Origin of the sequence: Halorubrum tropicale (assembly GCF_001280455.1) — an archaeon.
Taxonomy (GTDB): Archaea; Halobacteriota; Halobacteria; order Halobacteriales; family Haloferacaceae; genus Halorubrum; species Halorubrum tropicale.
Window position 1 is genome coordinate 41,099 of record NZ_LIST01000005.1, and the last position, 22,346, is coordinate 63,444.

Sequence of the window (22,346 nt, forward strand, 5' to 3'; positions counted from 1 at the left end):
CACTTGCCGGTCGGCCGACGCCCCTCGCCCATGGCGCTCCGACCGAACGGGCGCCTCGGCGGCGCCCTCCTCGCGGTCTGTTGTGGTCTCCTCGCCCCGCTCATCTCGGAACAGGTCCTGGCGCATCGCCTCGGCCTGGCCGGACCCCCGGTCGCGTACGGGTTCCTCGCGCTCGCGGGAGTCGGTGCCGTCGCCGCCTTCCGGTACTCCTCGGCGGACTCGTGGCGGTACCTGCTCGCGTACGCCGGGCTCGCCGTCGCCGTCGCCCTCGGTACGTTCGCCTATCTGCTCGGGCAGGCCGGGGCGTGAGCGTCGCCCGCTGCCTGGGGAAGAGATACGAACGGCCGCCCGTCGGAGTACGCGGAGGGCGGTCCTGCGGGACTGCGGTCAGTCGTCGGCGAGCGACGCCGCCTCGATGTCCGCCGCGTCCTCCCGCCGGACGGTCGAGCGGTTCGAGCGCGGGTCCTTCTCGACGGTGACGAGCTCGTCGGCCGCGCCCACCAGCTCGTCGTCGTGGCTCACGATAACGATCTGGCGCACGCCGAAGCCGCGCATCTCCTCGACGAGTCGGACGAGCCGAGAGACGTGACCGGAGTCGAGGAACACGGTCGGCTCGTCGAGGATGAGCGGCGGGGTCGGCGCCGCTCCCTCGATCCCCTCCGAGAGCAGCCGGTAGATGGCGCAGCGCAGCGAGAGGTTGAACAGGGCGCGCTCGCCCCCGGAGAGCTGCTCGGGGTCGAGCGGCTCGCCGTCCTTCTGGTAGACGGTGAGGACGTACTCGCCGTCGAGCTCGATGTGCGAGTAGGCGTCGTTGCCGTAGACGAGCTCGAACGTCTCGTTGAGGGTGCGTTCCAGCTCGGTGACGTTGCGCTGGCGGAGCTCCGCGCGCAGGTCGCCGTACATCGACTCAAGCTCGCTCGTCTCCTCGTGGAGGCCCTCCAGCGCGGCCACCCGCTCGCCCAGCGCCTCGCGCTCCTCGCGGAGCTCCTCCAGCTCGCGGAGCTCGCCTTTCACCCCGCCGATCGCGTTCTGGAGCTCCTCTCGGCGCTCGCCGAGGCGGTCGAGCTCCTCGGCGACCCGTTCGAGGTATCGCTCGGCCTCCTGCTTCCGCTCCCTCGCCGTCTCGACCGCGGCCTCGTCGACGGCGTCCGCGAGCTCGTCGCGCCGCTCGCGCTTGTCGGCGAGCCGGTCGCGCCGCTCGTCGTTCACCTCTTCGAGGTTCTCCCGCTTCTCGCGGCGGCGCTCGATCTCGTCTTCCGCGTCCGCCACGGCGGACAGGCGCTCCTCGATCGCCGTCACCGCCTCGCGGGCGTCGTCGATCTCCGCGAGCTCGGACTCGAGCTCCTCGACGCGCGCCGCGGCCGCCTTCGCCTCCTCGCGCTTCTGGGCGGCTACCTCGCGCGTCTCCTCGGCCTCTTCCCTGAGATCGGCGGCACGCTCGCGCTTCTCCTCGGCCGTCTCCCGCTTTCGGTCCGCCGCCTCGCGCTTCTCCTCGACGCGCGCTTCGAGCGTCTCGACCCGCTCGTCGATTTCGTCGAGCCGGTCGGCGGCGCTCGCGAGCCCGTCGAGCTCCGCGATCCGGTCGTCTAGGTCGCCCTCGCGCTCGCGGGCGTCCTCGAGCTCGGCCTCCAGCTCCGCCACGCGCTCGCGGTCCTCTTCTATCCCGCTGGCGTGCGGCGAGTCCTCGACCGGCTGGCCGCACTCGGGGCACTTCCCGGCCGCGAGCAGCTCTTCGGCCTCCGCGACGCGCTCGCGGGCGTTCTTCAGCTCCGCCGACAGCTCGGCGATCCGCTCGCGGACCTCGCCGCGCTCGTCGCGCAGCGCGTCCCGCTCGTCGGCGACGCCGTCGCGGTCGACGTCGGCGTCCGCGGCCGCGAACCGCTCGCGGAGTTCGTCGGCCTCCTCGCGGAGGTCCGCGACCGACGACTCGGCCTCGTCGGCCTCCGCCGCCGTCGCCTCGGCCTCGTCGGCGAGGTCGTCGGCCTCGGCCTCGACCTCCGCGGCGCGCTCGGTCCGGTCGTCGGCCTTCCCGGCGAGGTTCGTCGCCTGATTGCGGAGCCCCTCGGCGTTCACCCGCTCGTCGTCGAGCCCCTCGCGGACCGTCGCCTCCCGCTCGTCGAGCGCCGCGCGGCGGTCGGCGATCGCCTCCTCGGTCGCCGCGTCGAGGCCGGCGTCGTCGAGCCGATCGTCGATCTCGGCCTCGATCTCGTCGATCCGCTCGCGCGTCTCGCGGATCGCGTCGTGGTGGCCGTCGCGCTCGCGCTCGGCCTCGCGGATCGCGGCCTCGATCTCGCCGATCTCCGACTCGACCGCCTCCAGCTTCTCCCGCTTCTCCGCGTGCGTCGACAGCGTCTCGGCGGCCGCGTCGCGCGTCTCCTTCGCCTGCTCCCGCTGTGTCTCGTACCGGTCAATGTCGTCGGTGACCTCGCCCAGTTCGCCCTCAAGTTCGTTGAGCCGCGCGTGGAGGTCGCGGTCCTCCTTCGCGGCGATCTGCTCGTCGAGCTGGTCGAGCCGCCCGCGCCGGTTCTCCAGCACGTCCTCGACGCCGAGCCTGGCGTCGCCGGCGCGCTCGCGGTACTCCTCCAGCTTCCCCAGCTGGAGCAGGTCGTCGATCGTGTCCTGCCGCTCCCGCGGGGTGGCGTTGATCAGCTTGTTCACCTCTCCCTGCCGGACGTACGCGCAGTTGACGAACGCCTCGGCGTCCATCCGCAGCAGCTCCGTGACGAACTCGCGGACCGCGCGGGCGCCGTCACGCGTCACGTCGCTCCCGTCGGTCGATTCGAGCGTACACTGGTGGTCGATCCGGCCGTCGTACGACTTGAGCCGCCGCTCGACCCGGTAGGAGACGCCGTCGTGGGTGAACCACAGCTCGACCTCCGTCTCCTCCTCGCCGTTCGTGATCACGTCGTCGAGGGTCCCGTCGAGCGCCTTAGAGCCGTACAGCGCGAAGAAGCAGGCCTCCAACAGCGACGACTTCCCGCTGCCGTTGAGCCCGTGGATGACGGTGACCCCCTCGGTCAGCCGCAGGTCGGCGTCGCCGTACGGCTTGAAGTTCGCGAGGCGGACGCGGTCGAACTTCACAGGTAGTCCTCCATGGAGACCTGGCCGTCCGGCGACGCCGAGTCGGCGTCCGTCGCCTCGGCGGGGTCGGCGTCGGACTCGTCCGGCTCGGGTTCGCCGTCGTCCAGTTCGTCGTCCGGTGCGTCGCCGTCCAATTCGTCGCCGTCCTCGGCGTCATCCGATTCGGCACCCGGTTCGCTGGCGTCATCCTCGTCGGTCTCGGCGTCGGGCTCCACGGCCTCGAACGCGCCGAGGCCCCCGTCGAGCCGCTCCTCGACCCGTCGCTTCACCGTCTCGCGCACGTTCGCGTCGGGGACGGTGTCCTCGCGGACCGCGCTTTCCACGTCGCGCGCGGCGGTCGACAGCGACATCTCGTCGAGGCGGTCGCGGACGGCGTCCTCCGGGTCGGCGAAGCTCACGTCCACCTCGCCGTCGGCGTCGACCTCGCGCCTGTCAGTGACGCGCGCGATGAGCGCGCCCTCGTCGGTCGCGAACTCCTCGACGGCCGCGGGCGTCACCGGGTCGCCCTCCCCGGTGACCTCGACGTGGACGACCGCCTCGGCGAGGTCGTGCTCTCGGACGCGCTCGCGGACCCGTGACTCGCCCTCGCCCTCGCGCAGTTCGACGGAGACGAAGACGAACGGGCGCGTGTCGAGCGCGCGGCGTCGGATCTCGACCCGGTCGTCGCCGCCGGCCGCCTCGGTGTCGAAGACGACGACGTTGTAGCCGCGCCCCTCGCGCTCGCTGGCGCTCGCGCGCTCGGTCGAGCCCGGGTACGTGACCCACGTCCCGGCGACCCGCGCGGTGTCGGGCGTGTGGTTGTCGCCGAGAAGCATCGCGTCGAAGTCGACGTCGCTCTCGGTCAGCACGGTCTCCGTGTCCCAGTCGGCGTAGCCGAACGGCTCGAAGAGGCCGTGCGCGACCAGGGCGGCGTACTCGGCGTCGTGGTCGGCGAACGCGTAGTCGAGGTCGTCGCGCCGCGAGACGGGGACGTGGTCGAGGCCGTAAAAGGCGGTGTCGCCCACGACGACCGGCTCGTCGCCGAGCCGGGTCGCGAGGCCGAGGCGCTCGAAGAGGTCGAGCCACTGCCCGCCCCGCGTCGACTCGTGGTTGCCGACGACCGCGAGGAACGGGATCCCCGCGTCGTCGAGCCGGCGGAGGACGGAGATGGTCCCCATCAGGTCGCCGAGTTCGGGCCGGCGGTCGTGGAAGAGGTCGCCCGCGTGGACGACGGCGTCGACGCCGTCGTCGACCGCGTCGTCGACCACGGCCTCGAACGCGTCGAGGAAGTCCTGGCGTCGGACCGGCGAGTGGTACTGCGAGTACCCGACGTGGGTGTCGCCGGTGTGGATCACCCGTGTCATCTGTCCGCGTCTTGGCCGGTGTCCGGCTTAGGGATTCCGGGGCCGGAGCGGAAGTGGTCGCGCCCGTCGCCGCGCCGCTCGGGGCCGCCGGCGTCGGCGTCGCCGTCCCGGCCGGGGCCGTCCGCCGCGCGTCGGAACGCCCGGTACGCGGCCAGCGCCTCGCGCCCACGCTCGGCGGCGGCCTCGTCGTCCGCGCGCTCCGCGGCGTCGACCGCCTCCGCCAGCCGGTCGAGACCGACGGCGTCGACGAAGCCGGCCGCCCGGCGGAGGTCGGCGCGCGCGGCGTCCGCCTCGTCGATCACGGCGACGTACGGGCGCCTCGCGGTGTCGGTGCGCGTCGCGAGCGCGGCCAAGGCGCGCTTGACGGCGGTAGTCGAGACCACGGGTCGACTGGCGCGGCATCGGTGATAAACGGTCGCGGACGCCCTCCCTCGACCCGACGGACCGCGGCGCGGTCCGAACCCCGCCTCAGATCCCCAGCGAGTACAGCCGCTTGCGCGCGTCGGTGAAGGAGAACCGGGAGTCGACGACGCCCTCCTCTTCGAGCCGCGACAGGGCGTAGCGGACGGTCCGTGGCGGGAGCAGCGTCTCCTCGGCAAGCTCGCTCTGGGTCAGCGTGTCGTTGTAGTCTAACACCTTCGCGACGAGCTTCGCGCTCGGCGGCAGGTCGCGAACGGCCGCCCAGCGGTCCGCGGTCCCGTCCTCGGCGGTGACGGCATCGGTCGTGCTCATGCGTACCTCGATCGATCGCATGCTGGATAATAATATTTACTATCACATTTCATTACTATTGGGCATTCATGTGCCTCGGTCCGACCAGTCCGTCCGGCGAACCCCCCGCGCGTCGTCGTCTCGCAGACGATACTGGCGGCATCGTGCCCCCACCCGAAGCCTCTTATCCGCGAGACGCTTTAATAAGCACAATGAGCGATACCGTCGACGACGTCGATATGCCCTACGACGAGGGAGCGGCGTCGAAACAGGAGAAGATCGACTCCTTGCAGGAGCGGCTCGACGTCTTAGAGTCCCAGAACGAGGAGATGCGCGACAAGCTCCTCGACGCCAACGCGGAGAACAACAAGTACCAGCAGAAGCTCGAACGGCTCACCCACGAGAACAAGAAGCTGAAGCAGTCCCCGCTGTTCGTGGCGACGGTCCAGGAGATCACGCCCGACGGCGCCGTGATCAAACAGCACGGCAACAACCAGGAGGCGCTCACCGAGGTCACCGACGAGATGCGCGAGAAGCTCGACCCCGACGACCGCGTCGCGGTCAACAACTCGCTGTCGGTGGTCAAGAAGCTGGAGAAGGAGACCGACGTCCGCGCCCGCGTCATGCAGGTCGAGCACTCGCCGGACGTCACCTACGCCGACATCGGCGGACTCGAAGACCAGATGCAGGAGGTCCGCGAGACCGTCGAGATGCCGCTCGAACACCCCGACATGTTCGAGGACGTGGGCATCACGCCCCCGAGCGGCGTCCTGCTGTACGGGCCGCCGGGGACGGGCAAGACGATGCTCGCGAAGGCCGTCGCCAACGAGACGGACGCGACGTTCATCAAGATGGCCGGCTCCGAGCTGGTGCACAAGTTCATCGGCGAGGGCGCGAAGCTGGTCCGGGACCTGTTCGAGGTCGCCCGTGAGAACCAGCCCGCCGTCCTGTTCATCGACGAGATCGACGCCATCGCCTCGAAGCGGACGGACTCGAAGACCTCGGGCGACGCCGAGGTCCAGCGGACGATGATGCAGCTGCTCTCCGAGATGGACGGCTTCGACGAGCGCGGCGAGGTCCGGATCATCGCCGCGACCAACCGCTTCGACATGCTCGACCCCGCGATCCTGCGCCCCGGCCGCTTCGACCGCCTCATCGAGGTGCCCAAGCCGGAGACCGAGGGCCGCGAGATCATCTTCCAGATCCACACCCGCAACATGAACCTCGCCGACGGCGTCGACTTCGGTGAGCTCGCCGAGCTGACTCCCGACGCGTCCGGCGCCGACATCAAGGCGATCTGTACGGAGGCCGGGATGTTCGCCATCCGCGACGACCGCACGGAGGTCACCGTCGACGACTTCCTCGAGGCCCACGAGAAGCTCCGCCAGGACGAGGAGACGAACGCCGACGACTCGCTGGCGTTCGCCTGATCGCGTCGCGGCCGCTCAGTCCTTTTCCGACCGTCCGCTCCCGTCGAAGCGCCCGTTACAGCGCAGCGACGACGAGGTACGGCGCGACGAAGACCAGCAGGAACACCAGTCCGACCGCGATCCCGTAGCCGGCGCCGACGCCGGCGAGCGCGAGCCAGCCGTCGTCGACCGACGCATCGATGTCCATGTCGGACCCACCGCGGGCCGAGACTTAAATCCGCGCGTCGCGCCGCCGAGGGCGTCGCGGCGACCGTCGGCTCGCCGGCTCGGTCACACGTCGCCCGCCATCGCGCGGAACAGCCCGTCGGCGAGCGCGTCGCGGTCGACGACCTCTCGCTCCCCCTCTCCGGTGGGGTCGACCTCCGGTTCGATCGTCCCGCCGCCCATCCGGGAGTGCCCGCCGCCGTTCCCGTTGTCAACGTCGTCTAACACCGACGCTATCGCGTTGCCCATGTGGACCCGGTCGTCGCGCGACCGGCCCGAGAGGTGGACGGTCTCGTCGCGCTCGCCGATCACCACGACGGCGCTGACCCCCTCCAGCTGGATCAGCTCGTCCGCGGCCTGCGGTATCGCGTCGACGTTGTTCACGCCGCCGACGTCGGCGACCGCGAACGACCCCTCGATCCGCCGCCCCGCGATCGCCCGGGCCTTCACCTCCAGCACCTCCGCGTCGACCGCGGGGTTCGCGATGCGGTCGAGCCGGTCCTGGTCGACCCCGGGGTAGAGGTAGGCGGCCGCCGCGAAGTCGGGCTCGCTGGCGCCGACGGTGAGGTGTTTCGTGTCGGCCAGGATCCCGTACAGGAGGCCGGTCGCCGTGTCCGTCGACAGCGTCAGGTCGCTCGACGTCTCGCTGGCGTGTTTGTCCGGCGGGACGGGCACCGCGTCGTTGTCCCGGAAGTACTCGGCGACGACCGACGCGGTCGCGCCGTAGTCCGTCCGCACGTCCGTGAACAGCTCGCCGGCGCCGTCTCCCGGATGGTGGTCGACGACCGCCGTCGGCAACACGCCGTCGGCCCCGGCGAACCCCCGCGGTTCGTTGTGGTCGACCAGGACGACCGACTCCGCCGCGAGGTCGCTCACGTGCTCGATCGGTTCCAGCTCGAGGTCGAGGACGGTCCGGAACGCCCGGTTCTCTTGGTGGCGGATCTGTCCGGGGTACTGGACGGTGGCGTCGACGTCCACCTGGTCGGCGAGCGAGGCGACCCCGACCGCGGCCGACATCGCGTCGGGGTCCGGATTCGGGTGCATCAACACCGTGATCTCGTCTTCGGCGGCCAGCAGTCGGCGGAACTTCACTCCGGCCGTCCGCCGGGACCGAAGCACGATCAGGCCGACGCCGACCGCGATCAGGACGACGAGCGCCGCGGCGACGGCGAGCTCGGGATGCTCCCGGGCAATGGTCGCCGCCTGCGAAAACCGGTCGCCGACCGCGCTCATCGCTCGCATGCGTTGTGGCGAGTCGCTCCCGACACATGAAGCTTCGTCACCGTTCCGACCGACCGGAACCGACGGAACCCCCCGTCATTCCGGAGCTGTGTGACGGCGCGCCGCGATTCGACGGGGCGGTCTACTCGCACCGCGCCCGGAACGCGCGAACGGCGTCGCGGTACCCCGACCGGAACGTCGGGTGGGCGAACTCGTAGCCGAGCTCGCGGAGCAGCGCGTTCGAACACCGCTTGCTCGTCCGGATCCGGCGCTCCGCCGCCGCGGAGAGGTCGCCGGCCGCGATCCGCTCGTCCTTCGACAGCTTCTCCGGGCGCGGGACGCCGCAGGCGTCGGCGAGCCAGTCGGCGAACGCGTGCTTGCCGACCGGCTCGTCGTCGACGACGAGAACGGCGCGGTCGCGCGCCCGGTCCGTCTCCAGCAGGTGCCGGATCGACCCCGCGGCGTCGTCGCGGTGGACCATGTTCAGGTACCCGGCCGTCACCGGTCCCTCCACGTACCGCTCCAGGCGGTACCGGTCGGGGCCGTACAGCCCCGCGAACCGGACGACCGTTCCGTCGACCCCGGCGTCCGCCGTCCGCTCGGTCGCGATCCGCTCCGCCTCGGCGAGGACGCGAGTCTTCTCGGTGGTCGGCTCGACCGGCGTCTCCTCGTCGACCCACCCGCCGTCGTGGTCGCCGTACACGCCCGTCGAGGAGGTGTACACCAGCCGGTCCGGCGGCGACGCTCGCGAGCCGTACTCGTCGACGACGTTCGCCAGGCCGTCGACGTACACCGCCCGCGCCGCGTCGGCGCCGCGCCCGCCGGAACTGGCCGCGAAGACGACCGCGTCCGCGTCCGGGAGCGCCGAGAGCGACGCCGGATCGGTCGCGTCCGCGCGGACGGCCTCGACGTCGGGGCCGACGGCGTCGACCGCGTCGAGCCCCGCGTCCGACCGCCGGACGCCGGTCACCGCGTGACCGCGGGCGTCGAGCTGGTCCGCCAGCGCCAGCCCGACGTACCCGCAGCCGACGACGACGACCCTCATGGCTTGCGTCGCTCGATCACCGCGAGGATCTCGGCGAGCTGGCCGAGCGTCATCCTCGTCCGCCCCTCCAACGCCTGCTGGACCTCTTGACCGGTGAGGTCGGCGTCGATCTTCGCGGCGATCGCGTCGACGTCGAGGACGGCGGTCGCCATCCCCATCAGCAGGTGATCGCGCACCTCGGCCACCGTCGCGTCGGCGTCTCGGTCCGGGTTCGCCGCCGCGAGGACGGCCGCCCCGTCCGCGAGCGAGAGCGACGCGACCTCCCCGTCGCGGAGGGCGCCCGCGTCCGCCTCGCTCAGCCCGACCTCCCCGACCAGCCGGTCGGGGTCGACCGCCGCGGCCGCCTCCGTCACCATCGCCTCGAAGGCGGCGAGCAACTCTTCCGCCGCCGGCTCGTCGGCGTCGACCTCGGGTCCGCCGCCGCGACCGTCGACGACCTCGTGGAACATACCCTCACTCGGTCGCGCCGTCTCAAAACGCCTGCGGTCGGGCGCGTGCCGGTCGGTTTTCGCGGCCGTTCACCCTGCCGTACACTCGTCTCCGTCCCCCGGCGTCGCTGTCAGTGGCCCCGGGCACGGCCAGCCGGCGGACGTCTCCTCGCGCGTCCCGCCGACGTCGCCGACGCCGGGCGGTCCGGCGGGGACGGCGACGACGACGACCGTCCGCGTCTCGAACGCGACCGGCTCCGTGGCGCCGAGCGCGACCGACTCGCCGTTCACATCGGCGCTGACCGCGCCGGGCTCTCGGACGTACTCGAACGGGCGCCCGGGCGTTCCCACGTTCGCGCGGAGGGCGAACCGCGGGTACTCCCCGCGCACCTCGACGTGCCACGCGTTGACCGTCGCCACCCAGTACCCGGGCACGGGCGCGACCGGCAGCCCCGCGCCGACGGTCCGAACGGGCTTCGGGACCCGCTCGTCCGGGACCGACGCGACCGCCTTCCTCGCGCGCCCCTCGATCGCCGACTCGACCCGCTTCCGGCGGATCGCGCGGGACGCGGCGGTCGTCTCGTCGACGAACCGGGCCGGAACGCGGACCGCGTCCCGCCCCGCCTCCGTGCGCGCCTCGACGCGGAGGTGCGCCGCGAGCCCGATCCGCTCGGCCGACGACAGGGACCCGACCCGGGCCGCCTCCGCCGCGACGCGGTTCGGGTACTCGCCGTCGCCGACCGCGACGGCCCGCTCGCCGAGCGAGTCGTACTCGGCCGCGACGGCGTCCAAGACCGCCTTCCGCCGTGCGCGAGAGAGGTCCGTCCGCTCCGCGAGCCGCGCAGCCAGCGCCCCGTCGACGCGTCGCAGCGAGGCGTCGACCCGTCCGGCGAGCGCGCGGCGGTCGGCGCGCAGGTCGTCGCCGCCGTCGGCCGCCGCGAGCGCCTCGTCGGCCGCGAGGAGCGCCCGTCCGGCGACGCCGATCCGGACCGTGTCGTCGGTGCCGAGGATCCGGTCCGCGATCCCGCCGGAGACGTCCCCGTACGGGAGCGTGACGTAGTTCACGTTCCGTGCCGCGAGCGGTCGCGTCGTCGTGCCGTCGACGCCCGCGACGCGCTCGCCGTCGACCGCCGTCCGCGGGAGGTACCCCGGCGACCCCTCCGGCGCGAACGTGACGGCGCCGCCCGGCCCCCCGCCGCCGACGGCGTAGGTGCCCGGGTCGCGGGCGGCCTCGCGGCTGGCGATCACCTCGCCAACGGGCGGCCCGCCGAACGCGCCGTTCACGCGGTCGAGGACGCCCTCGGTCGCCGCCTCCCGGTCTTCGGCCGCCGACTCCAACTCCGCGACCACGGCGTCGAGGTACGCGACGCGGGCGGCGACGCGCGCCCGGTCGACGGCGCCGTCGTACCTCGCCGGGGCGTCCCGGAGGCGCTCCCGGCGGTCGCGCACGGCCGCGGCGAGGTCCCGGTACGGCGTCGACTCGCCGACCGCCGCGTCGGTCATCGACGCCTCGGTCTCCACCTCGCGGACGCGCTCGGACAGTTCCGAGACGTCCCCCGCGATCCGGTCTACGTCCGCGTCGGAGCGGCCGCCGTACACGACCGTCGACCGCGTCTCGTCGCCGAACTCGACGGCCTCGCGCGCCAGCCGGTCGACGTCGCGATCGGTCTCGACGCCGAGTTCCGCCCGCGCGGCCGCCGGGGTGTCCGCGAGGTCCGGACCGGCGACGCCGCGGCCCTCGGCGGCCCCGAACGTCGCCGTCGGCCGATCGGGCGCGTCGCCGCGCGGCGCGTACGTCCCGGTCACCGACACGCGGACGCGGTAGCGGTCCGTCGCCTCGTCCCGCGTCACGGCGCGGTCGACGCTCACGTTCTCAACCGTCCCGTTCGGCCCCCGCTCGACGACCCGGCGCTCCCACGTCGCGGTCGCGGTGCGCTCGACGACGACCGTCCGGGTCGCGCGGCCGAACGACACCGACTCGCCCGCAGACACGGTCGCGCCGTCGGTCCCCGTCCGGCGATCGCTCCCGTCGGTCACGCGGACTCGCTCCGTCCGCGACGCGTCGACCCGGCGCCACGGTTCGCCGAACCGCGAGCGGGGACGGTCCGGCGACACCGGGCCGCCGTCGACGACCCGCGTCGCCTCCGCCTCCAGTGTCGCCTCGACCCGGTGGCTCGCCCGCAGGATCGATTCGAGGTCGTCGTGGACGCGGGTCGCGGCGCGGTCGGCCGCGTGACCGACCTCGACCGTGGCGGTCTCGCCCGTCGCCTCCTCGTCCGGGTCGAAGGCGCCGTCCTCGCTCGCCGTCGCGTCCCCGGTCGAGGCCGCGGACTCTCCCTCCACGCTCCCCGTCGGCGTCGGCGCCCCGAGGACGGCGTCGGTCCAGGCGGCCTCGCGGACGCCCGTCGGCGACAGCAGGTCGGTCACGCCGGTGCGGGCGGTCGCCCGGGCGACGCCGCCGCGCGCGTCGGGGTCGCTGGTCCCGAACACGTCCCGCTGGACGCGGACGATGCCGGCGTTCGTCGACAGCTCGACGTGGCGGTTCGCGACGACGTTCTCGACCGGTGCGCCGGCGTACTGGCCGTACCCGCGGGCCCACGCGATCGCGTAGAGGCTGGCGGTGACCTGTCGCCCGAGCCCCGGCCCTTCGACGGGCCCGCGGTTGAGCCGGCGCTCGAACCGCTCGGTCCGCTCGTGAGCGGCCAGCGTCGGGACGGCGACCGTGACCGTCCGCGGTCGCGTCCGGTTGACGACCGTCCGACCGTCCCGGGTCGCGGTCGTCGCGACGCCCTCGAAGGTGACCCGGGTCGCGGTGCCGTTGGCGGCCGGTTCGACGCGGACCCGGTCGCGCGCGGCGACGAGGTCGTCCGCCGAGTCGACGGGCGGGAGCGAGACGTTCGCCGTCACGGCGCCGTGGTCGCTCTCGACCGCGCGCAGCGCCTCCGCGCCGGCGATCGCGAGCCGAACCCGGAACGCGTCCTCGAACGCGGACCCCTCGCGGACCGCTTCGGCCCCCGGCCCGGTCCCCTCCGGCGCGCGCGTCACCGGGGCCGCCGCCGCGTCGTGGGCGGCCTCGCGGGCGGCGCTCCTGAGCGCGGCGGTGGCGTCGGCGTCGACGCGCTCCACGGCGCGTTCGACGCGGCGGTCCTCACCGACCAGCCCCTGCTCGGCGAGGCCCGCGGCGTACGCCGAACTCGTCACGAGCAGCAGCACGCCGACGAGCGCGAACGGGACCCGAGCCCGCTCGTCGACGGCGAATGCCCGCGCGCGACCGGCGTCCGGGGACCGACCGCGCCCTCTATCCCCCACGATCACCACCTCCTGACGACGATCCGAACGACGCCCTCCGACGGGCGGCGCTCGCCGCTCGCATCTCCCGGCCCGTCCGGGACCGGCTGTCGGATCACGGCGGCGGAGACGTCGGCGGTCCGCGGCGGCTCGGGGCCCACGGCGACCGACCCCTCCTCGTCGCTGCCTCGTGGCTCCCCGGCGGCGTCGCCCCGGCTCGCTGCGTCCTCGCGCCGGACCGTCGCGTCGACGCGCGTCCGCGGGCCGATCCCCGCCCGGACGGACGCGACGGCCTCGCGGTCGAACGCCCCTTCGCCGTCGCGGACGGCGAGCAGCGCGAGCAGCTCCGCCCGCGTCGCGGCGACGCGTCGCGTGCCGTTCGGCGCGTCCCCGTCCGGGTACGCCACGGTCGCGGTCTCGGTGACGAGTCGGTCGGCGGCGTCGGTCGCGGTCGGGCCGTCGGGACCGCCGGCGTCGGTCGCGCCGAGCGCGACGACGCTGGCGGAGACGCACAGCAGCAGCACGGTCACGTCGAGAACGGTGCTGGTCACCGCCACACCACCGCCCGGAGCGTTCCCCGGACGTTCCGTCCCGGCGCCACGCGCACCGTCACCCGCCGCTCGGCGACCGCGACCGCCTCCGGCGACCGGACCCCCGGCGGTCCCGGCGCCTCCGGACCGGACGCGGCCGACCACCGCTCGCCGTCCGCCTCCAGTTCGATCGCCGTCGCCGTCCCCGGCGCCTCCGCCCGCCGCAGCCGCTCCGGGTCGACCACGCCCCCGACGGTGACCGCGTCCTCGACGCGGTCGAGCGCCGCCGCCGCGCTCGCTCGGTTCCCGTCGGGCGCCGCGTCCGCGAACGCGCCGGCGTACAGTCCCAGCGCGAGTCCGACGACGATCACCGCGACGAGCGCGGCAACCGGTTCGACAGCGGCGCGGTCGGCGGCCGAGAACGTCGGAGTCGGGTCTTCCGTCGCCCCCGGCGCCGTCGAATCGCCCGGCATCGCGGAGTCTGGTAACACGCGCGATCACCCCACGAGCGTGACGCGAACGTCGCCGTAGTGTACCCGTCGAACCGTGATCCGCTCCGGCGCCGGCGTCCACGTCGCGTCCGCCGCCCGCGCCCGCTCGGCCGCAGCCGCGAACGCCGCCGGGTCGTCGAACGCCGCGTCCGGCGGAGCGCCGTCGAGCACGCGCCGAAGCCGGGCGTCCGTCACCGCGGCCGGCGCCACGCCCGCCGTCGGCCGGACCACCGGCGTGATCCGCGGCGCGTCGAGCGTCGCCCGCGCCGTCCCCCGGTCGTCGCCGAGCGAGACGGCGCCCGCCGTGAGCCGGATCCGGTCCGCCGCGACCCCGTGTTCGGCGGTCGCCGGATACTCCCCGTCCGCGACCGAGTCGACCGTGCGCGCGACGCCGTCGGCGTCCGGCGGCGGCGAGGCGGGAAACGCGGCCGCAACGCCGACGTCCGCGACGCTCACGACGGCCAGTCCGAGCCACGCGTACGTGGCGTCGAGGTGCGTCTCGAGCATGGCGCGGCTGGCCGCGGTTTGATATATAAACGGTCGGGTCGCGGGCCGGCACCCCTGGCCGGCGCCGGCCGGCTCGTCGCCCCCCGCCGGGTCTCAGAACAGCAGGCCGGCGCCGGCGAACGCGACGAGGAACGTCGCGGTGGCCGTCGGCAGCGCGATCCCGACCCGATACGCGACCGGCGTCCGGTCGAACCCGCGCTCCAGCCCCGTCGCCAGCCCGGTGAGGAGCGCGGCGAGCAACAGCACGTACGTCCCCACGATCCGGCCGAGCACGGGCACCGACAGGGTCCCCGCGCCCCGGCTCGTCCCGACCGGACCGCTCCCGCCGGCGGAACCCCCCGCTTCGACGCTCGCGCTGCCGCCGGCGCTCAGCCCCCCGGCGAGCGCGTCGGCGCCCGCGGCCGCCCCGGCGCCGAGGCCGCCGACGTCGACCGCGTCGATCCCGGTCGCGAGCGCGACGGTCGCTCCGCCCACGAGCGGTGCGAACACGGCGGCCGTGTTCGAGAGCGTCCCCGTGACGGTCGCCAGCTGGCGGCGCGCGTCGCGCTCGAGTTCGCGCAGGGACTCCAGTTGGTCCGCGAGCTCCAGCAGCACGTCGCCGGCGGGGCGACCCTCCCGCGCGGCGACGGCGAGCAGCGCGATGGCGCCCCGGAGCCTGGGCGACGGGACGGCGGCCGCCGGGCCGCCCCGCCCGACGAACGCCTCGCGGACGCCGACCCGCAGCGTGTCGCTGCGTCGCCCGGCGCGCTCGAACACCTCGCCGGTCGCGCCGTCCAGCCGCTCGCCGGCGTTCGCGACCGCGGTCTCGACCGCGATCCCCTCGGCGACATCGCCGCCGATCACGGTCATCGCGTCGGGGAGCCCCCGCTCCACGTCGCGCACGTCCGACAGCACCGCCCGACGGGGCCGCGCGAGGACGAACAGCGCGCCTCCAACGCCGAAGCCGGTCCCCGCGACCGGCCAGGCCCACGGCGCCACCGCCCGCGCGGCGACGACGGCGGCCGCGGCGCCGAGCGCGAGTCCGACGAGGAGCGCCAACCCGCTGTGGTCCGGCACCTCGGGGTGATCGCCGTCGATCCGCGGCGGCGGGAACGCGACCGGGCGCCGGAAGAGCAGCCACGCCGAGGCGGCCACCAGCCCGCTCGGGAGCGCGACGAGGTACAGGCCGGCGACGACCCCGGGACCGATCGCGACGCCGGCGGCGGCGCCCGCGGGAAGCAGCGCGATGAGCGCCAGCGGGAGCAGCACGCCGAAGGCGTACAGCGCGGAGACCGGGCCCCGAACCGCGCCGACGAACGACGCGAGCCGGTCGGTCGTCCCGGAGAGCGTCGCGTCGAGCGCGCGGTCGAGGCACCGTCCGCGGCGCTCGGGGGGCGCCGTCGCCGCCGTCCGGACCAGCGCCGCGGCGCGGTCGATCGCCGGGAACCACGGGCGCCACTCGCGCGCGAACGCCTGAAGGCCGCTCGTCGGCCCGTCCGCGCTCCCCCGTTCGTGGCGGGCGAGCGCCGCGGCCAGCGGCCCGTCCCCGGTCCGCCCGGCGAACCGCACCGCGCGCTCGGTCGAGGGGTCGAGGCGCATCCGCAACACGAGCCGTCCGACGAGCCCCGGCGCCGCGCCGAGCGCCCGCGTCCGCCTGAGCGAGGCGAGCCAGACCGGCGCCCGATGGACCGCGTGGACCCCCCCGACGAAGGCGGCCAGCCCCGCCGGTGCGGCGGCGACCGCGCCGGCGACGAGCGCCGCGACGGCCGTGACGACCGCGCCCGCGACGATCCCGACCCGGTACCCGAGGCTGATGATCCGTTCGGGGGAGCGGTCCCACCCGAGGAACGCGACCGCCCGACGTAGCTCCTCCGAGGCACCCTCCCCGTCATCGCTCGATCTGACCGATCCGTCGGACCCCGGCGAGGGGACTCCCGTCATCGGTCGCCTCCGGCGTACCGCGCCGGGGCGGTCCGACCGGTCCGGACCGCCTCCCGGATCCCCTCGGCCCGCCGATCGACGGCCGCTCGCACCGCCGCGTACGATTCGTTCGCGCCCGCGAGGGCCTCGATCAGTCGGCTCTCGCCGCGGTCGACCCGCCCCGTCGCGACGAGCCCGTCCCGGGTTCGCTCGAAGAGCGGCTCGAAGCTCACGCCGTCGCCGCGGTCGACGACCTCGACGATCGATTCGACGCGATGGGAGTCGAGCACCGCGACCAGGTCGGTCGCGGCGAACGACGAGCGGGGGACGCCGAGGTCGGTGACGACGCGCTCCTCGACGGCCGCCGGGTCCTCGCCGTGAATGGTCCCGAGGACGGTCTCGCCGGTGGCGCCGACGCGCATCGCCTCGTACAGTGCCCGCGCCTCCTCGCCGCGCACCTCGCCCACGCTCAGCGCGCCGCCGCCCATGCGGAGCGCGGTCCGCACGGCGTCCGCCGGCGCGAGTTCGGCGCCGTCCCCGACACGGAGCCGCTGGGCGTCCCGGCCGACGTCCGCGAGCGCGTCGACGGGCAGTTCCGGCGTGTCCTCGACGACGACCGTCCGCGTTTCGGCGGGCAGCTCCCACAGCAGCGCTCCGAGCGCGGTCGTCTTCCCGGCCGCCCGCCCCCCGGCGATCAGTCCGGCCACGCCGCGCTCGACGGCGACCGACAACAGCCCGGCCGCCGCGGGCGTGAGCGTGTCGACGGACGCCAACCGGGCGAGCGTCCACGCTTCCGGGTCACCGCGCCGGAAAGTGAACGAGAGGCCGTCGCTCGCCGGCGCCGTGGCCGCGGCGACCCTGACGCGCCCGGTCTCGGACTCGATCGTCGCGTCGAGCGTCGGCGTCGCCCGCGAGAACGCCCGCCCGCTCTCGCGTCGGAGCCTGGACGCCAGCGTGGCGGCCCCCTCAGGGGGGAGCCGCACGTTCGTCCGGCACCGCTCGCCGTCGAGGACCACGCGCAGGGGGTTCTCCGCGACCGGCGCCGTCACCGTCGCGTCGCTCACGCGTTCGTCGGCGAAGACGTGCTCGAACGCGCCGTAGCCGTGCGTGTGCCGCCGCAGCACCTCGGTCAGGTCCGCGACCGGATCGCCGTCGTCCGCGGCCGCCCGCACCGCTCTCCCGGGCGCCCTGTCGCCCCCGCGAGGGTCGGCGAGCAGCCGGTCCCGAGCGTCGGCCAGCGTCGCCACGGCCTCGGCGTCCAACTCGGCGCTCGGCGGCGTGAGGTGGTACGTCCTGAGGGAGTCGTCGCCCTCGTAGAGTCGGACGGTCGCGCCGGTCGCGACCGTCCAGCGGTCGACCAGCGTCGCGCCCGGCGGCGGTGCGGCCGCGACGCGCGCCGTCGCGGCCGTCGGGCCGACGTGCGCCCGGAGCCTCTCGCGCAGGTCGCGGTCGCTTCCACTCTCGTCTGCGTCCCCAGCGAGTTCCTCGGCGGCCGACAGCAGTCCCGTCTCGCTCGCGACGCGCTTCGCGGCCCCCGCACGCCCGGCCGCCTCCGCCGCCGCGCCGAGCGGGTCGCGGACGACACGGTCCGCGAGCCGTTCCTCGTGGAACCCGATCCGCTCGCGGAACCGTCCCGCGGCGATGAGGAGCTCGGCGGCGCGGTCCGCGTAGGAGCGCTCTCGCCCGCGGTGTCGCGTCCTGATCACGTCGGCGTCGCGGTCGGCGAGCGCCGAGACGACGGTCGCGAGGCAGTCCGGGCTCGCTGCGAGGTCGCCGCGCCCCGGACAGCCGTCGGCGTCGACGTCGAGCACGACCCGGTCCCCGACGCCCGTCCCCGCGGGCTCGCGGAACGTCGGCTCGCACCGACACGCATTGGGACCGTCGTCGACCCACGGGAGCCGTCCGAGCGGCGTCTCGCCGTCGCCGCCGGCGAGCCGTTCGGTGAGGTCGAGGTTCATGCCGGCCGTGGCCGCGGTTCGGTATATAAACGATCGCCCGCTCACTCGCCTCCCCTCCGCTCCCGACCCGCTTCAGCCGATGCGACCGATCCGGACCGTCGGTCCCCCGTCGTCGACGTACCGGATCCGGACCCGGTTGGGTCCCGGTCGGAGTTCGACCGGGCCGCCGACGAGGTCGACGGCCGTCTCCGCGGGACCAGTTCCGACGCGGAGCGTGCGCCTCGGTCCGCCGTCGATCCGGTACGCGAGCGCGACGCCGCCCGGCCCCTCCGCCGACTCGACGAGCGCGACGCCGTCCGTCTCGGCCGCGGCGAAGCCCGTCGGCACGCGGACGAGGACCGTCGTCCCCGCCGCCATCGCCGGATCGCCCACGGGGGCCGACTCGCTGACGACGCCGCCGATCGCTCGCTCCAGCCGGTCCGTCTCGGCGCCGAGCCGCTCCGCCGTCGTCGCGGTCCGCGCCGTCTCGACCGCGGGCATCGACGCCGCCAGCAGCGCGACCGCCACGAGGACGGTGAGGACCACGCGGATCACGGCGCGCTCACAGCGACTCCCGGAGCCGGTCCAGCGCGTCCGTGGCCCACGCGCCGCCGTCGTCGCTCGCGCCCCCGCCGCCCTCGTCGCTCCTGTCGCCCCCGACGCTCCCGCCGCCGCCGGTACGGGGGCCGGACGCCGGCCCGTCGTCCGGCAGGGCGGCGTCGAGGGCGCTCTCCGACGGGACCGCCCCGTCGTCGGGGCCGGCGTCGGTCGCTCGGCCGAGCCCGTCGTCGCGGTCGCCGTCCCGGTCGGCCCCTCGGCTCGCTTCGGTCGCCCGCGCCAGCGCCAGGTCGGCCCGCCGCTCGACCTCGTCGTTGACCGCCCTGACCGCTCCCGCGTAGCCGCGGACGGCCTGCGTCGCGGCCTCCAACTCCGCGACGCGCTCCTCCAGGTCGTCGAGCCGCGATTCGAGGCGCTCGCGCTCGGCCGTCGCCCGCGCCTCCTTGGCGGCGTCCACTGGCCGCGCGTCGCCTCCGGTCACCGCGCGCTCGACGGCGCGGAGCCGGGACTCGATCCGGTCGCTCGGACCGTCCGCGTCCGTCGGCGTCGCCCTCTCCGCCTCCGTCTCCGCTCTCGGCGGCTCGGTCCCGCGTGCGTGATCGGTCATGCGGCCCGTTGCCCGCGGCTCCACTCTTAAACCTCGGGGAAAGGGTATTGTCGCGGGAAGTGGAACGTTCTCGCATGAAAGCAGTCCTCCTCGGTGTCGGACAGGCCGGCGGGAAGCTGGCGACCGCCATCGCCGAGTTCGACGCCGACGCCGGCTACGGCGCGGTCCTCGACGCGCTCGCCGTCAACACCGCCGCGGCCGACCTCGACCCCCTCCCGCTCGAAACGGTCCTCGTCGGGCAGTCGCGCGTCAACGGTCACGGCGTCGGCGGCGACAACGAACTGGGCGCCGAAGTGATGGACGAGGACGCCGTCGAGGTGCTCGACGCACTCGCCCCGAAGGTCACCGCGGAGGCCGAGGCGGTGTTCGTCGTCGCCGGTCTCGGCGGCGGCACCGGCTCCGGCGGCGCGCCGGTCCTCGTCCGCGAACTGAACCGCGTGTACGACGTGCCCGTCTACGCCATCGGCGTCCTCCCCGGCCGCGACGAGGGGACGATGTACCAGGTGAACGCCGGGCGGTCGCTGAAGACCCTGGTCCGCGAGGCGGACGCGACGGTCCTGCTCGACAACGACGCGTGGCGCTCCGCGGGCGAGTCAGTCGAGGGCGGCTACGAGGCGATCAACGCCTCGATGGCGAAGCGGATCGGCCTCATCCTCGCCGCCGGCGAGGCGGTCGAGGGCGTCGGCGAGTCCGTCGTCGACACGAGCGAGGTGATCAACACGCTCCGCGCGGGCGGGATGGCCGCGGTCGGCTTCGCGTCGGCGCCCGCGGCCGAGGACCCGCAGGAGAACGTCACCACGGTGACCAGCGCGGTCCGCAGCGCGGTGATGACGGGGCTCTCGCTGCCGAACGCGACCGACGCCGACGCCGCCCTCGTCGCGGTCGCCGGCGACCCGGACCGGATCTCGCGGAAGGGCGCGGAGAAGGCCCGGAAGTGGCTCCAGGAGGAGACGGGGTCGATGCAGGTCCGCGGCGGCGACTTCCCGCTCGACTCCGACCGGATCGCCGCCTTGGTCCTCCTCGCGGGCGTCGAGCGCTCCCAGCGCGTCGAGGCGTTCTTGGAGCGCGCCAGGCAGGCGGTCCGCGACGAGCGCGAGGAGCGCCCCGACCCGGCGGCCGCGTTCGAGAACGACGAGATCGACGATCTGCTGTAGGCTCGGCGCTCTCTCCCCCGCGAGACAGGTTCCGCACCTTTTTGGTCACGCCCGGTGGAGTTTCGCCCGATGACTAACCCGTGGGACGACTGGGACCACGTGCTGAAGGTCGACCCCGACAAGGACCTCCGCCCGGGCGAGACCTTCGAGGACGTGTGCCGGACCGGGACGGACGCGATCGAGATCGGCGGGACCCTCGACGTCACCGCGGAGAAGATGACGCGCGTCGTCGACGCCGCCGCCGAGTACGACGTGCCGCTGTACCAGGAGCCGTCGAACCCGGGCGTGGTGATCGACTCCCCGTCGCTCGACGGCTACCTGATCCCCACCGTGTTCAACGCGGGCGGTCCCTTCTGGATCACGGGCGCCCACAAGGAGTGGGTGCGCATCGACGACCTCGACTGGAGCCGGACCCACACCGAGGCCTACATCGTGCTGAACCCCGAGGCGTCGGTCGCCCAGCTGACGGAGGCCGACTGCGACCTCGCCGCGGACGACGTGGAGGCGTACGCGAAGATCGCGGAGCGCATGTTCGGCCAGGAGATCGTCTACGTCGAGTACTCGGGCACCTTCGGCGACACGGAGAAGGTCGCGGCCGCCCACGACGCCTTGGACGACGCCACCCTCTTCTACGGCGGCGGCATCCACGACTACGAGTCGGCCAACGAGATGGCCGCCCACAGCGACGTGATCGTCGTCGGCGACCTGCTCCACGACGAGGGCGTCGACGCCGTCCGCGAGACGGTGAAGGGCGCGAAGGACGCCTGAAACGGTCAACAGCGCAGTCAGTTCCCGCTCAGTCCGCTCCCGCGTACCCGTCCAGCATGTTCTCGACGTACTTCGCGATCACGTCCACCTCCAAGTGGACCGGGTCGCCGACCGACTTCTCAGAGAGCGTGGTGAGGTCGTACGTCGTCGGGATGATCGCGACGTCGAACTCGTCGCCGCGCTTCTCGGCGACCGTCAGCGAGATGCCGTCGAGCGTCACGGAGCCCTTGTCGACGAGGTAGTCGCCGTGCCCCTCGGGGATCGCGAAGGTGAACCGCCAGTCCTCGCCGACGCGCTCGATCCCCCGGACCTCGGCGACCGTGTCCACGTGGCCCTGGACGACGTGCCCGTCGAACCGCCCGTCCGCGGGCATCGCGCGCTCGACGTTGACCGCGTCGCCCTTGCGCACGTCGCCGAGGTACGTCTTCGCGACCGTCTCGCTCGCGAGGAACACCTCGAACCAGTCGGGCTCGTCGCCCCCTGCCTCGGCCGCGCCGCCGGTCGCGTACTCCTCGACGGTCAGGCAGACGCCGCTCACGCTGATCGACTGGCCGTGATGGAGGTCGTCGAACCCGTCGACGCCGATCCGCAGCCGCAGTCCGTCGTCGGTCTCGGTCCGCGACCGGACCGCGCCGGTGCCCTCGACGATGCCGGTGAACATACCGGAACTGGGGACGGCCGACGGATATCGGTTCTGGGTCCGCGCGGTCGCGCCGCGCGACCGGACCGGCTCCGCGACCGCGCGGCGCACCTGGACGCCGAGGGCGCTCGCGAGGCCGCGCCGCGTCCCTTTTGCCCCCCGGGGATCAACGGGGTCGCAATGCGACTGGGACTGCTGGACATGATCGGGCTGGCGGCCTCGCTCGTCTTCGCGCTGCCGCTCGCCAACTACGCCGTCATCCGGCTGGCCGCCGGCGAGACCGCGCTCGGTGCCGGGCTGCTCGTCGTCGCCGCCGCGATGGTCGTCCTCCCGCAGTACTTCCTCGACCCCGCGCGGATCGCCCGCAGGCTCTTGTCCGGGCTGCTGCCGCGCCAACTTCGCGGCGATCCCGACGGGACGGCTTCGGGTCGAGCGGGCGACGACGAGTCCGGGTCGACGGACGCCGGCGCGGTCGACGGCGACGACGCGACGGGGCGGTAACTC

22 protein-coding genes are annotated in these 22,346 nt (G+C 74.3%); 5 read left to right on the forward strand and 17 right to left on the reverse strand.

What is annotated here, in order from left to right; genetic code table 11:
- Positions 1–30: 30 nt before the first annotated feature.
- A complete protein-coding gene (locus AMR74_RS12525; protein WP_053772403.1) occupies positions 31–309 on the forward strand; it encodes a hypothetical protein in 279 nt (92 codons plus the stop codon).
- Between the two features lie 78 nt (positions 310–387).
- On the opposite strand, the gene rad50 is transcribed toward AMR74_RS12525, so the two are convergent.
- From rad50 to AMR74_RS12545, 4 genes are all read right to left on the reverse strand, one after another.
- Complete coding sequence (rad50, locus tag AMR74_RS12530; RefSeq protein WP_053772404.1) at positions 388–3,081, reverse strand: DNA double-strand break repair ATPase Rad50; 2,694 nt, start codon at positions 3,079–3,081, stop codon at positions 388–390.
- Positions 3,078–4,424, reverse strand: coding sequence for a DNA double-strand break repair protein Mre11 (mre11, locus tag AMR74_RS12535; protein ID WP_053772405.1), 1,347 nt, complete (start codon positions 4,422–4,424; stop codon positions 3,078–3,080). The genes rad50 and mre11 overlap by 4 nt, the downstream gene beginning before the upstream one ends.
- A complete protein-coding gene (locus tag AMR74_RS12540; protein WP_053772406.1) occupies positions 4,421–4,807 on the reverse strand; it encodes a hypothetical protein in 387 nt (128 codons plus the stop codon). Before AMR74_RS12540 ends, mre11 begins: the two co-directional genes overlap by 4 nt.
- An 85-nt stretch (positions 4,808–4,892) precedes the next feature.
- Positions 4,893–5,156 carry a MarR family transcriptional regulator gene (locus AMR74_RS12545; protein ID WP_053772407.1) on the reverse strand — a complete coding sequence of 88 codons (264 nt, stop codon included), beginning with the start codon at positions 5,154–5,156 and terminating at the stop codon, positions 4,893–4,895.
- A gap of 191 nt (positions 5,157–5,347) precedes the next feature.
- Here AMR74_RS12545 and pan1 point away from each other — a divergent pair, with 191 nt between their 5' ends.
- Positions 5,348–6,565, forward strand: a complete 1,218-nt coding sequence (gene pan1 / locus AMR74_RS12550; protein WP_053772408.1) for a proteasome-activating nucleotidase Pan1 — start codon at positions 5,348–5,350, stop codon at positions 6,563–6,565.
- 55 nt (positions 6,566–6,620) lie between these two features.
- Here pan1 and AMR74_RS19825 read toward each other — a convergent pair whose 3' ends face one another.
- The 12 genes from AMR74_RS19825 to AMR74_RS12605 all read right to left on the reverse strand — a co-directional run bounded on the left by AMR74_RS19825 (position 6,621) and on the right by AMR74_RS12605 (position 19,280).
- Positions 6,621–6,752 (reverse strand): hypothetical protein, encoded by a 132-nt coding sequence (locus AMR74_RS19825; protein WP_255409713.1) that lies wholly within the window; start codon positions 6,750–6,752, stop codon positions 6,621–6,623.
- Between the two features lie 83 nt (positions 6,753–6,835).
- Positions 6,836–8,011: a DHH family phosphoesterase gene (locus tag AMR74_RS12555; RefSeq protein WP_053772409.1), complete on the reverse strand. Its 1,176-nt coding sequence runs from the start codon at positions 8,009–8,011 to the stop codon at positions 6,836–6,838.
- Positions 8,012–8,132: 121 nt separating this feature from the next.
- Positions 8,133–9,035 (reverse strand): NAD-dependent epimerase/dehydratase family protein, encoded by a 903-nt coding sequence (locus tag AMR74_RS12560; protein ID WP_053772410.1) that lies wholly within the window; start codon positions 9,033–9,035, stop codon positions 8,133–8,135.
- Positions 9,032–9,484 carry a DUF5791 family protein gene (locus AMR74_RS12565; protein WP_053772411.1) on the reverse strand — a complete coding sequence of 151 codons (453 nt, stop codon included), beginning with the start codon at positions 9,482–9,484 and terminating at the stop codon, positions 9,032–9,034. The genes AMR74_RS12560 and AMR74_RS12565 overlap by 4 nt, the downstream gene beginning before the upstream one ends.
- 69 nt (positions 9,485–9,553) lie before the next feature.
- Complete coding sequence (locus tag AMR74_RS12570) at positions 9,554–12,781, reverse strand: DUF7286 family protein (RefSeq protein WP_053772412.1); 3,228 nt, start codon at positions 12,779–12,781, stop codon at positions 9,554–9,556.
- The gene (locus AMR74_RS12575; protein WP_053772413.1) at positions 12,775–13,308 is read right to left on the reverse strand and encodes a DUF7284 family protein; all 534 of its coding nucleotides are present in this window, start codon (positions 13,306–13,308) and stop codon (positions 12,775–12,777) included. The genes AMR74_RS12570 and AMR74_RS12575 overlap by 7 nt, the downstream gene beginning before the upstream one ends.
- Entirely contained in the window at positions 13,299–13,772 is a 474-nt protein-coding gene (locus tag AMR74_RS12580; protein ID WP_053772414.1) for a DUF7285 family protein, read from the reverse strand. Before AMR74_RS12580 ends, AMR74_RS12575 begins: the two co-directional genes overlap by 10 nt.
- A 6-nt stretch (positions 13,773–13,778) precedes the next feature.
- Positions 13,779–14,279 carry a DUF7283 family protein gene (locus AMR74_RS12585; RefSeq protein ID WP_053772415.1) on the reverse strand — a complete coding sequence of 167 codons (501 nt, stop codon included), beginning with the start codon at positions 14,277–14,279 and terminating at the stop codon, positions 13,779–13,781.
- Positions 14,280–14,372: 93 nt separating this feature from the next.
- Complete coding sequence (locus AMR74_RS12590; protein WP_053772416.1) at positions 14,373–16,199, reverse strand: hypothetical protein; 1,827 nt, start codon at positions 16,197–16,199, stop codon at positions 14,373–14,375.
- Entirely contained in the window at positions 16,196–18,136 is a 1,941-nt protein-coding gene (locus AMR74_RS12595) for an ATPase, T2SS/T4P/T4SS family (RefSeq protein WP_053772417.1), read from the reverse strand. Before AMR74_RS12595 ends, AMR74_RS12590 begins: the two co-directional genes overlap by 4 nt.
- A gap of 72 nt (positions 18,137–18,208) precedes the next feature.
- Positions 18,209–18,670 (reverse strand): DUF7311 family protein, encoded by a 462-nt coding sequence (locus AMR74_RS12600; protein ID WP_053772418.1) that lies wholly within the window; start codon positions 18,668–18,670, stop codon positions 18,209–18,211.
- A 7-nt stretch (positions 18,671–18,677) separates the two neighbouring features.
- Complete coding sequence (locus tag AMR74_RS12605) at positions 18,678–19,280, reverse strand: DUF7310 family coiled-coil domain-containing protein (RefSeq protein ID WP_053772419.1); 603 nt, start codon at positions 19,278–19,280, stop codon at positions 18,678–18,680.
- 74 nt (positions 19,281–19,354) lie between these two features.
- Between AMR74_RS12605 and AMR74_RS12610 the strand changes: the two genes are divergently transcribed.
- The gene (locus AMR74_RS12610) at positions 19,355–20,434 is read left to right on the forward strand and encodes a tubulin/FtsZ family protein (RefSeq protein WP_053772420.1); all 1,080 of its coding nucleotides are present in this window, start codon (positions 19,355–19,357) and stop codon (positions 20,432–20,434) included.
- Between the two features lie 69 nt (positions 20,435–20,503).
- The gene (locus AMR74_RS12615; RefSeq protein ID WP_053772421.1) at positions 20,504–21,202 is read left to right on the forward strand and encodes a phosphoglycerol geranylgeranyltransferase; all 699 of its coding nucleotides are present in this window, start codon (positions 20,504–20,506) and stop codon (positions 21,200–21,202) included.
- Positions 21,203–21,230: 28 nt separating this feature from the next.
- Here AMR74_RS12615 and AMR74_RS12620 read toward each other — a convergent pair whose 3' ends face one another.
- A complete protein-coding gene (locus tag AMR74_RS12620; RefSeq protein ID WP_053772422.1) occupies positions 21,231–21,863 on the reverse strand; it encodes a riboflavin synthase in 633 nt (210 codons plus the stop codon).
- Between the two features lie 159 nt (positions 21,864–22,022).
- Here AMR74_RS12620 and AMR74_RS12625 point away from each other — a divergent pair, with 159 nt between their 5' ends.
- On the forward strand, positions 22,023–22,343 hold the full coding sequence (locus AMR74_RS12625) for a DUF7533 family protein (RefSeq protein ID WP_053772423.1): 321 nt from the start codon (positions 22,023–22,025) through the stop codon (positions 22,341–22,343).
- Positions 22,344–22,346 lie beyond the last annotated feature (3 nt).